Genomic DNA, 12733 nt, shown 5'->3' with positions numbered 1-12733 from the left:
TGAGCGACAAGCAGCCCCCACCCCGGCTCAGTCGCCGAGGTGCTCGGCGAGCGCCTGCCGCAGTTCTCGTCCGTCGATGAGTTCGATGCCGAGCTGCCGGGCCGTGGCGACCGCTTCCCGGGTAAACGTCCCCGTAGTCACCACGATGCCGCGCTGTGCCCGGTGCAGCGGCAGGACGCCGTTGAGTTCCCGGACCGTCGTCACGCCGACACTGCCGGCGTACCGTTTGGCCTGCACGACAACGCGGCCGCGGTGGAACGGACGGTGGTCCTCGGCGATGACGTCCACACCGTCGTCCTTGCTGTACGGCGTCTCCTTGGCAGTGAGACCCATCGCCTCGAGCAGTCGTTTCAGCAGCAGTTCGAACTCACGCGGGGTCAGCTGTGCGGGTGAGACTGCGGCAGGTGTCACCTCCGACTGCACCGGCGCCAGCGCCGGTACGAGCGGATCCGCTGGGGTCGAGACGCCGCCCAACCAGTCGAACCACGTGTATCCGTCGGGCTTCTCGTCTTCTTCGATCTGCGGGCGGTCAAACCCGAGGAGCGCTAGGGGCTCATCGCCCTCCGTGTGCCCCTCCCGCGCCACCTGCGCGGTGATGGAGTAGTACTCCGTCGGCAGGAGTCGCAGCGTCGCGAACGCCAACGCGAGGCAGACCTCCTCCGTCATCGCGTGATGCTGCTCCGGTGTCACCTCAACACCAGTGACTTCCGTCAGTCGTTCCCGGGAAGCCATCGTGAAGGTAACCTCCACCCATCGCTCCTCAGCGATCAGCTCGTAGTCGAGCCCGGTCAGCACCTGCATGCCCTTCGGCAGCACCCGTGGGAACCGTGCCGGGAAGTCCTCCGCGCTGCCCGGACCAACCTCGTCCGTCAACGCCATTACGCGGTCGAAGAAGTTCCACTCGAGCTCGCTCACGCCAAAACCGTCCATCCGTCGCCGGCCAGCCCGGCACAACGGAGCGTACCGACCGCGAGGGACACTCACGCCGGAGCAGCCCACGCCACCCCGGCGCCGGACTTCACCCGTAGGTCCTCCGGCAGCGCAGGTTGGAGTGTCCGAGCGACTGAGAGGACGTTCGCCTGCGTTCGGTGCGTGCACGGGGCCCACGCCATGAAACTCCGCAACGACCCCATCGGCAAAGCCCCACTCATGGTCGCCAACTCCGGAGTATCGGTCATCAGCGTCCGACGCTAATCACCGACCCACACAGCTCAAAGCCCGGCCCTCTCACAGAGACGGCCGGGCTTCACTACGTCCGTCAACGACCGTCCGTGGTGGTTTTCGGCGCCCTCATTGACTGGCGCGCGCCGCGTGTTCACGCCCGTCGAGTTCGGTGAGCATCGCGTCGGTGTTCCGGAGGGTCCGTGGGGTGACTCCGACGGTGAAGATGAGCACGGCGATGAAGAACGCTGCCCCGAACCAGAACAGCGGCTGCCCGGTGACGGCGAGCCAGATGCTGAGGGCGGTCATCGGCAGGTACAGCAGCGGCGCTGTCCACCGCAGCGTCCGGTACTCCTTCTGACGGCGCAGGAGCGCCTGTCGCCACTCAGTGGTGTTCACGTCGGGTGGGACAGTCCCGCGACGGACAGCGCGAGCGAAGTCGGTTCGGCTGCCAGCCCGCCCGTACTGCCGCCGTTGCCGGCCGAGGATGAGACCCATCACCAGGCCGAACACGGCGCCGGTGAGCGCCGATGCGACGGCACGGCCGCCGATGGTCAGCTCGGGGATGGTGATAAACGTCACGCCGAACCAACCGACGGCGAACATGGCCGCCATCAGAACTCCGGCCACCCATGTCGGCGCTTGCCTCATCCACCCCATCGCTCGAGCATGCCGGTCACCTCGGTGCGTGTCCCGGCATCCGCGGTCTCGGTGACTCGGACGTGAACTGCCCGGGCCGCTTGGTGGCCCGCCGTCCGGCGGTAGCCGCGTGAGGTGCGGCGAGATTCCTGCCGGCGGATTTCCGGGACAGGAGGAGGGGGATCGAGGTGGAAAGAGACAGGTGGGACGTGGGACATGTGGAAGGTGAGAAGAACCACCTGACCTGTGCGTCCACGACGGCTCGGTGACCTGACCTTCGAAGCGGGGTGAAGCGGGTTATGCCGACGTCCGCCCGCGACTTCGTCACGGGCGAGCAGGCGCGACGTTCACGGACCGGCAGCCGGGACGGGCCAGCGGGGCGGACACTGTCCGGGTCCGCTGGCGCGTCCCCGGCGGCGCTGCGCGCATGTCTCCGTCACGTTCACGGTGTGGTGGCGGTGCGTGGTCGTTGCGTGGGCGGGGGCGGTGCGCTCACCACACGTGGGAGGCGGGACGACGTCGGGACAATGACGGGACGACTCCGTGACGAAGACCTGTCGTACGTCATGCTCCGGGGCGGAACCAGCCACGGGGGGGCGTGACGCATCGGGACGCATCGCGGACCGAGGAGTCGTGACGGTTCCAGGACGGGACCGGGACGACGACGGAGCGACCCCTAAGGGAGCGACTCGGCAGCGATGAGCCAGCGAAACGGTGACGACGGGACCACTCCTGCACTGAGGGCGACAGCGCTCAAGGAGGGACCCGCCTCGGACGCGAGGAACGAGTGGACGAGGGCATCGCTTGGAGCGAAGCGACGCGATGCGCGAACGACGAGCCTGCGAGGAGAGAGCCCCCGAAGAGAGGAACGAACGACGGGGCGCCCACCGCACGGTGCGAACCCAGACGACCACCCTGAGGAACGAAAGGGCAGCGGGAGACGGGTGAGGCGGCGGGGTATTTCGGCGGCGCGGCTTGGGCGTTATTGGCATGTCACAGATTCACTGGAGGGGTATCAGGTGTCGCCTTTTTCGCCGGCTCTGTAGTGCTCAAACGCATGAAGGCGGGCTGCCACTTCGGGTAGGACCGCGGCCGACGAAGAGGGGTGTTCGGTGGCAGGTCTCGACGACGCAAGGGTGTGGCAGTTCACACGCGCCGGGTCCATCGAACCGAACGCGATGACCGTGACGCAGCGCGCGTCGGCATTCACGTCGGCGACGCCAGATGGGACGGTGCTGCTGACCCGTCGTGACGAGGACGGTCTGCACCACTACTTGGTGCTGCCGCCGGGTCGTCTCCGGCGGCGAGGATGCGCTCCGCTTCGGCGGCAGTGAAGTCGACGATGGTCGTGCTGTGACCCGTGGTCTGCTCCAGTTTTGATGCTGTGTCCGTTGCTGCATTCATGCACGGAGTGGGACAGAAGTTGTGCGACAGCGAGTTGGGACGCGCGGCTGCCGATAGTACAAGTGAGAGGCCCATTCGGGACCTCTCCGCATCGGAAGGACCCATCATGAAGCTCATCGACCGTCTACTCCCGAAAACCGTTGGTGCGCAGACCCGCAGGTTGGCGGCGGACCTCGTCGTCATGATCGAGGGGAACATCGCCGCTGGACGCTGCGCAGACCACCCGATGTTCTGGGCTGAGCAGCGTGCGTTCTGGGTGCAGATCCGAGACGGCCACTAAACGGCGAGCACCGCGTCCGCGAGCCGATGTGCTCGACTCTCGGCTACCGCGCCGACTACGACACTGGGAAGTACGTCCGCGACGAAGACCACGACGTCGCCGCGGCCGTGACGCCGCCGAATGCAGGCCTCACCGAAGCAGCGGAGAACGGGAAGGCACTCTGATGGGCTGGTACCCACGACTCGGCAACGGGACGTTCACCCACAAGGCGAACACGGAACCCGGCATCGGCCTCCTCGACCGGGTGACACCCGGGACCCGGAGGACACCCTCGGCGTTCCCGCCGACCAGCGCATCGGCCTGACATTCCAGGGCGTCCGCGACGGCAACGACGTGCCGGTGCAGGTGTGGTCCTCCGGCAGCGGCCACTACGAAGTGCACGTCACCGACGACGGTGAGACGTCATTCTTCAAGGACGGCGACCTGCATCGCCACGGCGGACCCGCAGTCGTCACGGCGGACGGCGACAAGCACTGGTTCGACCGCGGACGGCACGTCCCCGTCGTCCCCGAGTCACCCCACGACGACGCCACCAGGGTCGGCACGTCCGACGAGACGCACCGGTACATCGGCACCCACCACGTCCACGGCGACGACGTCGCCCGCACCGCCAGGCGGCTCCGGAAGGACATGAAGGCCCTCAGCGACGTCGGCCACCTGCCCGACGGCGCCACCGTCAACGTCGAAGGACACCGTGACGGCACAGGACCCTCACCGTCCGCATCGGCGGGGTGTCGAAGGGATGGACGACTGACGGACTCGACTACACACCTGACGGGCAGGCGCTTCGGGAGAACCTGCTGCGCCACATCGACAAGTACAACTACTGGGAGGCCGGCAATTACGCGTCCGAGACCCGGTACGGGTTCGCGTCTGACGTGATGTTCGTCGAAGCCTGACACCGGCTCATGCCAGGATGCTGCCGACGCCGGCGCCCGACCGGCGTCAGCAGAGGGGCCGGCGATGACCGACAGCGACACAACGATGACCCGGCAGGAAGTGCTCCGCCGCATCCCGCTCGCCAATCACGCCATGGTCCGACGCATCCTCGAGCACATCCGCATCTCGTCGTTCCACCAGACGACCAGTTACGTCCGCGCTGAGCGTGAAGACGCCAAGCCGCCACTTCGCATCGCGTCCGGGTGGGTGAATGGCTTCGTCGACCATGACGAAGCGGTCGCCGCGTGCGGCCCTGGCGTCACCCCTTGGGAGAGCGACGAACGTCGCGGACTGTGGGGCGTCGGTCTGCCGGAGAACAGTGGCCGCGCGGGCGGCAGCTCCGGCGAGCGTCGAGCAGAACAGCAGACCTGCCCGACGTGTGGCGCAATCATGCCACTGACGAACGTCTGCGACTTCTGCGGTTGAGCACACCAGCGGTCGCGGCCGGTCACCTGCAGGTCGGCTCCGACCACAAGAACGGTGACCGGATGTTCGGCATCTCCGGCGACTACGCCCGCGTCCTCGAATCGCGTGGCACCCCGAAAGCGTCCAGCCTGCACAAGCACACCGTCACGCCGCTCATCATGCAGGTCCGCATCGGAGACGAGCTCCGCGTCGAGTGGGACGGGAAGAACTGGTGGGCGTCCTCACCGCGCGGCACCGTTGGTCGGCTCACCTGGGCAGCCAGCCACAGGGAGCCCGGTGACGGCAGCCGCAGCGCATACGACTTCGACGACGGGGTCATGCATGTGCAGACCATCACCGTCAGCCGCGGTGGCGCCGTCGTCGACTGCGGCGGGTACGTCGTCCCAGACGGACACACTCCTGCGCCACCGAATCGGGCAACGAAACCGGTCTCAGCATCGGCGCCGACCACCAGCCGCAGCCGGAAGACCGCCGGGTTCCGGTCGTTCCTCGACAAACTTCGCCACATGTAGCCGAGCGCGTCGTGCCGCACACATGACAGGCATTGTCTGAACTAGAGGCAAGACCTCCATCCAGCATCCCCGCGGCGCTGGGAGGTGTCCCGTAAGCCGATCCTCATACGGCGATTGGGCGCTTCCTGCGGCCCTTGGGACCGTATCCACTTAGCGGTGAGAGGGGGCGGCCGTGTTAGCCACAGCCAGACGCCGCCAACAGCGCCAGCCACGAAATGCTTATGCCGTCCTATGGAGGATCCGTGCTTCGGCTTCGTTTTTCCCGATCACGCTGGCGACGTGCGCGACGCCGAGAACGGCGTTCATCCGTGAGTACTGCCGCCCACGCCCCACGGCGTGAGCGCTTCCGTGTCGGTTGAAAGTTGATGGGACGGGACCGTCCCAGAAGCTTTCGTAGATGCTTTGCAATTGTGTGAGGTGGAAGAAGTTCCGGAACCCGCCTGGTTGGTCGTCGGCGCCAGGCTTGTGAACCCAACGACGCTGCTCCTTCTGGGTGTAGGTCTTCTGGACGATGGAGTCGAGGATGCTGGCGGCATAGGACTGTCCGAGGTCGGCGTAGCCGTTCCTGATGCCGTCGATCGCGCGTCGAGTGGGCTGAACGAAGTTGTTCATTTCACTTGAGGTGACGTCGCTGAGGAGGTCCTCGCACGCGTTGAGGACGTGCGTCCAACGTCGACCGTAAACAGCCCGGCGCTGGGCAGGTGTTCCAGCAGCAGCGACTAGCTCGAGTGTTCGCGGGTCAGGCACCCACGCGATCGGAAGACCCTCCTGCATCCAGAGGTTCCATGCTTCGAGGTCGTACTCGATGTCAGCGTCAGCGATGTTGGGCGGTAGCGCAGCTCGCCGGAGCTGGGCGATGTCGGGGAGCGAGATGCGCGTGCTCGCACGCAGCGCCTCGAAAAAGCTGCCCATCTTCCACTGCAGACCGGCTCCGATGGGCAGCTTGAGTGGGCCGAGAGTTGGTGGCTTGAGCGCGGTTGCAAGAACCTCCTGGCGTGCGGCGTTCAGCGCATTGTTGTAGACCGCCGATCGAATAGTGACGGCAGGCAGCGAGGACATGGCTTGGGTCAGGTTCAGCTTCGCTGGCTTCACCATGTCGAGCCACGTCTGCGACCGCAACGGGACTGACCATGACCAGGGCTGGTTGTTCGACATACTCGAACGGTACCGATGTACGGACGCGACGATTCATGGTCGTGAGCAGCGCGCGATCTGTTCAACACGACTACCGGGCCTGTAAGCAGTCGCGCTCGGTCAACGATCGACCAACGAGACGCACCTCGACCAACGCGCCCGTAGTCTGAACTAGTGCGAGATGTCCTGTTCCCGGTGGCGAGTGTGGCGGTCCTCGTGCTCACCGCCGCAGGAATCGTCTGGCGTGCTCGGAACAAGCGATGGGTCCATGACGCGCAGCTCGCATTCAACGCTCAACCTCGTCTTAGCCTGATCCTGCCCGTGTTCCTCGTGCTGGCCGCTGGAGTAACCGTCATCCTCGGAGTTGGGTCGCTCGAAGCCGGCTTCGCACTCGGATGGGGCTACTTTGTCCTCGCTCTCGATGCGCTCCTCATCGTTGGTTTCACTGTGTGGATCGCACGTCGTCCGTTCCCCATGGACTGACACGGCGCGCCGCCCGGAAGAGGATCGGCTAGCGGACACGTCAAGAGCCCCAGGGCCGAGAAGGGGTCTCCGAGGTCGCTCTCACTAGCTACGGTGGCACGGTTAGCCGGCGCGCGTGCTTCGATGCACAAAACCAATCAGAAGCGACAAGAATGGGCGTACATTGGATTGGTCTGCCTATGAGCTTGCCGTGCTATCGAACTGTGTCAACGAAGCCATAGAGGCGTTGCATGGGTGGGAGCTTGAAGTGCGAGTAGGGGAGGGCGAGGCGTCTCTACGGGCCCTGCAAGCGAGGTTGGCCACTGAAATCGACCGCAAGCAAGGGGACGTCTCGTAAGCCGATGGTCATCCGGATACGCACGAGAGCGGAGCTACCCCCTGGGGGTAGCTCCGCTGTCAGGTTCATGCGGACTTGCTGACGGCGGGTTCCTTTATCCATGCGGTGATGTCGATCGGTTGCGTCGGGGGCAGAGTCAACGCATCAGGCCTGATCGGCTTCCCCTGCACCGGAGTCACTGCTCACCTCCGGTGACGGCAGCGACGCTCACGCCGTTCTGCTTCGCCACGGACGCCCGGCAGGCCTCGATGTCATCCACCGCTTTCTTGTTCGCGTCAGTGCTGTCCGGGAACAGAATGCGAACCCAGTTCTCGCCCTCAGGCGAGGAGGCCGCGACATCGGTCCATCCGTCGCCGGCCATGCACTCGATGAACGCGTGCTGGTACGGCGCCGCTGTCGGCAAGTCATACGGCAGCTTCGACGGACCCATGGTCACGTAGGCGGCTCCCGTGAGAGCACCGACAACGAGCGCCCCGGCGCCGATGCCGATAGAGACGCGCGCGATCCGCCGCTTGCGCAGCGACGAGGAGAGCCGGTGGCCGGCAATGCGGTCGTCGAGCGCTCGTCGGCCACGGTCGAGGGTCGCGAGATCGGGCTCAGACATGACGGTCCCCGACCGAAGGAGTTGCAGTTCGTCCACTGGTTCGTTCCTGTTCCGGGGCTTCGCCCCTGCCTGTTGCGGTCCGGAGCTGTGCTCGCGCCCGGTTGATGCGTGATCGGACCGTCCCGACGGGGATGTGCAGCGCAGCGGCGACGTCCTCGTAGCTCAGGTCCGCCGACGTGTGCAGCAGCAACGCGTCGCGGTCCCGTGGTGACAGTCGTGTGACCGCTCGCATGACCTCGGTGAGGGCCGCTGCGTGCGGGGCGACGTCAGCGACACCGACCAGCGCGAGCGCGTCTTCGTCGACGGACTCGCTCAGGTGTCGGTGCTCTTGTCGGCGGTGTTGCCGGATCGCCACAGTGGCGAACCCGAGCAACCATGGCAGCGCGGACACGACGGTCGTGTCAAAACGCTTGCGGCGCTCGAAGGCCGCGAGGAACGTGTTCGACAACACGTCTTCCGCGCCCTCAGTCCCAACGCGGCTTGCCGCGTAGCGGTAGACGGCGCGCGCGTGTCGGGTGTACAAGTCCCCGAACGCGGGCGGTCGGTCCAGCGACAGCCGGATCAGCTCACTATCTGTGCTCACACCCTGTATCCGCATCGAGCGGGAGAAAAGTTCACACCGCGATCCTCTCCCGACGCTCTCGGCCCCTCGACGATCCGGCATTGTCGAGCGTCCGATAGGCGATCGGCTACCGGACGGTGTGAATGACTTCGACACTCATCGAGTGATCTGACGCCCGATACCGGGCGAGCGCGACTGTGGCTTCCGCCATGTCGCCGAATTCAGAGCGCCTGTGTCGTTGGACGTATTCGGCCGCCCGGGGTTCGGGGATTGCTTCCCGGTGGACGCTGATGGAGATGTGTGCGGTGTCGCGGACGAACGCCATCGGCGGCGCGACGCGGTCGTGTAAGTCCGCCGCTGCCTCACGCATCTCTCGCCGGATCGGTACCAGCGTCTCGTAGTCGAAGCCCTGGACGAACACGCCGGACGGCGAGCCGCCGAGCCCAACCAGCCGAACGTTGACGTCCAGCAGATCGCGGGCACGCTCGACCGCGTCGACGTAGTGCTCGATCGTTGTCTGCGCGACCTTGTCGCGGTAGGGCTCCAGGCTCGTGACTGTTAGGTGCAGGTCGGCGGCGTTGTAGATCTGGTGCGTGCCGTCGTAGAGGCTGCCGATTTCAGCGGCGGCCGCGGCCACCGCGTCAGCGACGCGCGCCGGCGGAAGCAGGACGAGGCTGAGACCCCAGCGTGGGTCACCGTCGACGGGCGCGTGATCCACGCGAAGGGTGCCCCTGTCGAAGGACCGGTGCGCTTCATCCCAGAGAGAGTCGTACTTCACGCCGGTTGCCATCGCTTCACGCTATCGGCCTGTCGCTCCGAGGATGAGCTGTACCGATAGCCGATCGACTACGGAGACGTCAGGGGAAGGGCCAGTCCTCTGGGTGCCGATAGGGGACGGCGATGACCTGCGCAGCGTCTCGGTAGACGACGCGCCCTGGGGTGCGCGTCCTGAGTTGCATCCAAGGAACCTCGTACCGATCGAGGAGTTCGAGGTAGGGCGTGGTCATCGCCAGCAGATCCGCAGCGTCCGCGAAGAACCAAGCGCGGGCACCAGGGTTGATCGTTGGTTCGTAGCAGGCGGTGTCGACGGTCGTTGGATCGACGTAGGCCGCGGTCGCCTTCTGGTTTGCTTCGAGCAGCCACCACTGGTCTTCGGTGGTGAGCCGGCCGTCGTCGCGAAGCCCGTTGGCGAGGGCGAACACTCCGGGGTACTGTCCGTGACGGTTGGGCACGGCGCTCTGGTAGCGAACGAACTGGGGCACAGCAGCGAGCCTACGAGCGAACAAGGCCTGACCGCTGACCAGTCGTCTGCGCCGGAGAGGGCGCGAGGTCAGCGAAGTTGCCGCTCGAAGACGACGTTGACGGGCTCGAAGCCCTGCCCTTCGAAGAACGCGTGGGCCGTGCGGTTGAAGGACCAGGAGTCGAGTCGCACCGCCTGCGCGCTCTCCGCTTGAGCGATCGCGACAGCTGCCTCAATCAGCTGCTCACCAATGCCCTGGCGCTGTGCCGTTGGGGCAACTGCGATGTGGTGCACGTAGAGACTCTTGGACGCGTGACGAAACGGACTCGCTGGTCGCGCGCTCAGTTCTGCAAGCAGGTAACCAGCCGCGGTGCCGTGGTGATCCGCGACCAGGACGACCGCCCCACGCGCGAGTTGGTCGGCGAGAAACGACCGTAGTGCGCCCTCGTCAGGCGCACGGAACAGGTCGGGCCTGTTCTCTTCATGCAGCCGCTGTATCTCAACGCTGAGCGCACCCAAGATGTCGAGGTCCGCCTTCGTAGCCGCCCGAACATTCATGGCAGGAGCCTAAGCGGCAGGCGTCCCGAAAGCCGATCGGCTACCGGACGCTGCGGTCGGAGCTGACGATGGCGACCTGTTCGAGGATCGTCCGCATCGTCTGTTCACCAGTGAGGTCGGCGCTGTCGATCCACTGACCTTGATCACCGAAGCCTGCTCGCATGGTGGCGTCGAGCTCGCGGTAGCCATCGAAGTCGAACTGCTCATCCGTGCTGCGTGCGGCGTTGCGGTCGCGGCAGGCTGCTTCGCCAGGGGCGAGGACGACCAACCGTGCGCGCTGCTGAGGGAGCTGCCGGAGGAGGCGATCGAGATGATCTCCGTCGGGAAGAACGCAATCGACGATCGTCGTGAAACCGCTCGCCGTGAAGTTGTGCGCCAGTGCCCCGAGATTGCGGTAGCAGAGCTCAACCTGTCGTTCTGCTTCGTCGGCGGGGTGGCCGAGTGGCCAGACCGCGCCGGAGACGATCATCGCGTTGAGGTCATCGGCACCGATCCGCACGGCACGAGGGAGCGCCGCGGCAACGAGACGGCTCACCGTCGACTTGCCGGCACCCGGCATCCCGGTCACGATCCAGGCCACCTCGTCGGCTGACGAGTCGAGTCCGCCTTCACGCATCGGTGCGACCCGCCGCCCAGAGCCAGCGCAGCGCATCGGGCAGCAGCACCCCGCCGTGGTTCGGGGAGTGCGACCCGTCGCCGACGACGAGCCGGAAGTCGTAGCCAGCTCTCGCGAGTGCGGACGCGGTGTCGAGGCTCTCGGCGAACCAGTTCGCCGCTCGCTCGTTCCAGTGCAGATCCCGGTGCGCAGCATGCAGGAACACACGTGTGGGTCGGCGCGGTTCGGTCGCGAGGAGCGTCGGGTACGGGTTCCCGCCCGGCATCTGCGCGAAGCTCGGGTTGAACGCGATGACCCTCCCGAACCCGTCGGGCCGAGTCCATGCTGCTGTCAGGGCGGCGTTGCCACCACTGCTGCCGCCGCAGATGCCACGGTTCATCGGATCAGCCAAAACGCCGTAGCGGGACTCGACCTCTGGTAGGACCTCCTCCATCAGGAAGCTCGCGTAGGTGTCATCGAACGCGTCGTACTCGGCGTTCCGGTGCTTCGTCGGTACGCCGTCGACGTCCATCACGCCGGGGTCGACGAACACGCCGACCATCGGCGGAAGGACACCGTCGGCAGCGAGGTTGTCCAGCACGGTCCCAGCCCGCACCGCGCCGGCTGGATCGAGGTACCACCAGCCGTCGTTGAACACCATGACCGCGCACTCGGCATCAGCGAGATGTCCTGCGGGGCGATGAACCCAGACCTTTCGAGACGTCCCCGGGTACCGTTCGCTCGAGTCGAGGTGGAGTTCCTCGATCGTGCCGGAGGGTACGTCCGGCCGGACCGCTGAGTCGGGTCCGTACTCGTACGAGATGTCCTGCTGCTCGATCGGGAGAGCGGCGAACGGCACTGTCGGAGACACGAATCGACTCTAACGACCAACCTCACGAGCAGACAGCCGCCGTCATGCTCCGTCCCGCTAGCGTCCGGGCAATATCGGCTACCGGACGGTCATGGCTCCGCCAGCGAGCTCGCTCCGACCGCCGCTCCGCGGCGCGGTCGTCCTACGACGCAGTGATCCCGAGCTGTGCGAGAACGGGTTGATCGCCGATGGTCTGCAGGTTCCACTTCGGGCGCTTGAAGGCACCGCGGGAGAGTCGCACGCGCTGTTCGTCGACCGGTTGCCCGGACCGGGGCGATACCTGCGTGACCCCGTTCGGCTCGTAGCCGAGCTTGTACGAGACGGTCAGCGACGGGGTGTTCCAGGCCGCAGCACTTGACTCTGCCCATTCGGCACCCAGAGTGTCGAAGGCGAACAGCAGCAGGGCCGCGCGCATCTCGGTGCCGACGCCCTTGCCTTGGGCGCGTCGGGTCAGCCAGGAACCGGAGTTCACAGTCCGGCGGTCCCCGAAGTTGAACGCGGCGAGGTCCTGCGCCCCGATCACCTCGTCGTCAAGGATGACGGCGAATTGGATCGTCCAGTTCTGCGGCGAGACCTGGCGGAGGCTCCACTGATATGTCGCGAGGTTCCGCGGCAGCTCCTCCGGAGACGCATCGGTCCATGGGAAGCCAAACGGCATGCGGTCCGAGTTGTGGATGCCATCAAGAGCAGCCTGCGCCAGGGCAGGGAGGTCCTGGTCCCGCACCGGACGCAACACCAGACGTGGGGTTCGGAGTTCGAGTCCGAACAACGGCCACAGCTTCTCCAGTTCCATACCGGGACGCTACCTGCGCCGGTCACCGCAGCGAGGCGTGTTACGCGCCCGGCCGCTGAGTAGCGACCCTCGCATCTGTCCTCTCGCAGCGCCCGGTGATCGATCCTCTACCGGGCGTCGAGTGCCAGGTAGTCGACGGCCTGGCGAACCGTCTCTTCGAGTGGGCGGATGCTGTCAACGACGAGTCGATCGTCC

18 protein-coding genes are annotated in these 12733 nt (G+C 66.1%); 7 read left to right on the top strand and 11 right to left on the bottom strand.

The features are described from left to right. Positions 1-27: 27 nt before the first annotated feature. Together SOM35_RS16050 and SOM35_RS16045 are read right to left on the bottom strand one after the other, a co-directional pair. Positions 28-915, bottom strand: coding sequence for a restriction endonuclease (locus tag SOM35_RS16050; protein ID WP_320516150.1), 888 nt, complete (start codon positions 913-915; stop codon positions 28-30). A 375-nt stretch (positions 916-1290) separates the two neighbouring features. Then, entirely contained in the window at positions 1291-1767 is a 477-nt protein-coding gene (locus SOM35_RS16045; protein WP_320516149.1) for a hypothetical protein, read from the bottom strand. A 1543-nt stretch (positions 1768-3310) separates the two neighbouring features. Here SOM35_RS16045 and SOM35_RS16040 point away from each other — a divergent pair. From SOM35_RS16040 to SOM35_RS16015, 6 genes are all read left to right on the top strand, one after another. Beyond that, complete coding sequence (locus tag SOM35_RS16040; RefSeq protein WP_320516148.1) at positions 3311-3484, top strand: hypothetical protein; 174 nt, start codon at positions 3311-3313, stop codon at positions 3482-3484. Between the two features lie 26 nt (positions 3485-3510). Then, a complete protein-coding gene (locus SOM35_RS16035; protein ID WP_320516147.1) occupies positions 3511-3648 on the top strand; it encodes a hypothetical protein in 138 nt (45 codons plus the stop codon). Further along, positions 3648-3788 (top strand): hypothetical protein, encoded by a 141-nt coding sequence (locus tag SOM35_RS16030; RefSeq protein ID WP_320516146.1) that lies wholly within the window; start codon positions 3648-3650, stop codon positions 3786-3788. Before SOM35_RS16035 ends, SOM35_RS16030 begins: the two co-directional genes overlap by 1 nt. A gap of 427 nt (positions 3789-4215) precedes the next feature. After that, positions 4216-4383 carry a hypothetical protein gene (locus tag SOM35_RS16025; RefSeq protein WP_320516145.1) on the top strand — a complete coding sequence of 56 codons (168 nt, stop codon included), beginning with the start codon at positions 4216-4218 and terminating at the stop codon, positions 4381-4383. A gap of 64 nt (positions 4384-4447) precedes the next feature. Beyond that, on the top strand, positions 4448-4849 hold the full coding sequence (locus tag SOM35_RS16020; protein ID WP_182514828.1) for a hypothetical protein: 402 nt from the start codon (positions 4448-4450) through the stop codon (positions 4847-4849). Further along, positions 4846-5361: a hypothetical protein gene (locus SOM35_RS16015; RefSeq protein ID WP_182514829.1), complete on the top strand. Its 516-nt coding sequence runs from the start codon at positions 4846-4848 to the stop codon at positions 5359-5361. Before SOM35_RS16020 ends, SOM35_RS16015 begins: the two co-directional genes overlap by 4 nt. Positions 5362-5580: 219 nt before the next feature. Here SOM35_RS16015 and SOM35_RS16010 read toward each other — a convergent pair whose 3' ends face one another. After that, positions 5581-6516: a hypothetical protein gene (locus tag SOM35_RS16010; RefSeq protein ID WP_320516144.1), complete on the bottom strand. Its 936-nt coding sequence runs from the start codon at positions 6514-6516 to the stop codon at positions 5581-5583. A 153-nt stretch (positions 6517-6669) separates the two neighbouring features. Here SOM35_RS16010 and SOM35_RS16005 point away from each other — a divergent pair, with 153 nt between their 5' ends. Continuing rightward, entirely contained in the window at positions 6670-6978 is a 309-nt protein-coding gene (locus tag SOM35_RS16005; protein WP_320516143.1) for a hypothetical protein, read from the top strand. 512 nt (positions 6979-7490) lie between these two features. Here SOM35_RS16005 and SOM35_RS16000 read toward each other — a convergent pair. From SOM35_RS16000 to SOM35_RS15965, 8 genes are all read right to left on the bottom strand, one after another. Further along, positions 7491-7919, bottom strand: a complete 429-nt coding sequence (locus SOM35_RS16000; protein WP_320516142.1) for a hypothetical protein — start codon at positions 7917-7919, stop codon at positions 7491-7493. Further along, positions 7912-8517, bottom strand: coding sequence for an RNA polymerase sigma factor (locus SOM35_RS15995; RefSeq protein WP_320516141.1), 606 nt, complete (start codon positions 8515-8517; stop codon positions 7912-7914). Before SOM35_RS15995 ends, SOM35_RS16000 begins: the two co-directional genes overlap by 8 nt. A 91-nt stretch (positions 8518-8608) precedes the next feature. Continuing rightward, a complete protein-coding gene (locus SOM35_RS15990; RefSeq protein ID WP_320516140.1) occupies positions 8609-9271 on the bottom strand; it encodes a hypothetical protein in 663 nt (220 codons plus the stop codon). Between the two features lie 67 nt (positions 9272-9338). Then, positions 9339-9743: a hypothetical protein gene (locus tag SOM35_RS15985; RefSeq protein WP_320516139.1), complete on the bottom strand. Its 405-nt coding sequence runs from the start codon at positions 9741-9743 to the stop codon at positions 9339-9341. Between the two features lie 68 nt (positions 9744-9811). Beyond that, complete coding sequence (locus SOM35_RS15980) at positions 9812-10279, bottom strand: GNAT family N-acetyltransferase (protein WP_320516138.1); 468 nt, start codon at positions 10277-10279, stop codon at positions 9812-9814. A gap of 40 nt (positions 10280-10319) precedes the next feature. Further along, positions 10320-10895 (bottom strand): AAA family ATPase, encoded by a 576-nt coding sequence (locus SOM35_RS15975; RefSeq protein ID WP_253465811.1) that lies wholly within the window; start codon positions 10893-10895, stop codon positions 10320-10322. Next, positions 10888-11745, bottom strand: coding sequence for an alpha/beta hydrolase (locus SOM35_RS15970; protein ID WP_111076500.1), 858 nt, complete (start codon positions 11743-11745; stop codon positions 10888-10890). The genes SOM35_RS15975 and SOM35_RS15970 overlap by 8 nt, the downstream gene beginning before the upstream one ends. A gap of 142 nt (positions 11746-11887) precedes the next feature. Beyond that, positions 11888-12538: a GNAT family N-acetyltransferase gene (locus tag SOM35_RS15965; RefSeq protein ID WP_140449157.1), complete on the bottom strand. Its 651-nt coding sequence runs from the start codon at positions 12536-12538 to the stop codon at positions 11888-11890. Between the last annotated feature and the right edge of the window lie 195 nt (positions 12539-12733).

The sequence above is a fragment of the Curtobacterium sp. CFBP9011 genome, from assembly GCF_034045095.1.
Taxonomy (GTDB): Bacteria; Actinomycetota; Actinomycetes; order Actinomycetales; family Microbacteriaceae; genus Curtobacterium.
This window is presented reverse-complemented; position numbering and strand designations above follow the sequence as displayed.

What these genes read in the sequence shown, in the direction of transcription:
- SOM35_RS15995 (WP_320516141.1), bottom strand. Translation starts at nt 8,517, where the DNA reads ATGCGGATACAGGGTGTGAGCACAGATAGTGAGCTGATCCGGCTGTCG.
- SOM35_RS16030 (WP_320516146.1), top strand. Translation starts at nt 3,648, where the DNA reads ATGGGCTGGTACCCACGACTCGGCAACGGGACGTTCACCCACAAGGCG.
- SOM35_RS16010 (WP_320516144.1), bottom strand. Translation starts at nt 6,516, where the DNA reads ATGTCGAACAACCAGCCCTGGTCATGGTCAGTCCCGTTGCGGTCGCAG.
- SOM35_RS16040 (WP_320516148.1), top strand. Translation starts at nt 3,311, where the DNA reads ATGAAGCTCATCGACCGTCTACTCCCGAAAACCGTTGGTGCGCAGACC.
- SOM35_RS16035 (WP_320516147.1), top strand. Translation starts at nt 3,511, where the DNA reads ATGTGCTCGACTCTCGGCTACCGCGCCGACTACGACACTGGGAAGTAC.
- SOM35_RS15980 (WP_320516138.1), bottom strand. Translation starts at nt 10,279, where the DNA reads ATGAATGTTCGGGCGGCTACGAAGGCGGACCTCGACATCTTGGGTGCG.
- SOM35_RS16000 (WP_320516142.1), bottom strand. Translation starts at nt 7,919, where the DNA reads ATGTCTGAGCCCGATCTCGCGACCCTCGACCGTGGCCGACGAGCGCTC.
- SOM35_RS16045 (WP_320516149.1), bottom strand. Translation starts at nt 1,767, where the DNA reads ATGTTCGCCGTCGGTTGGTTCGGCGTGACGTTTATCACCATCCCCGAG.
- SOM35_RS15975 (WP_253465811.1), bottom strand. Translation starts at nt 10,895, where the DNA reads ATGCGTGAAGGCGGACTCGACTCGTCAGCCGACGAGGTGGCCTGGATC.
- SOM35_RS15990 (WP_320516140.1), bottom strand. Translation starts at nt 9,271, where the DNA reads ATGGCAACCGGCGTGAAGTACGACTCTCTCTGGGATGAAGCGCACCGG.
- SOM35_RS16020 (WP_182514828.1), top strand. Translation starts at nt 4,448, where the DNA reads ATGACCGACAGCGACACAACGATGACCCGGCAGGAAGTGCTCCGCCGC.
- SOM35_RS15965 (WP_140449157.1), bottom strand. Translation starts at nt 12,538, where the DNA reads ATGGAACTGGAGAAGCTGTGGCCGTTGTTCGGACTCGAACTCCGAACC.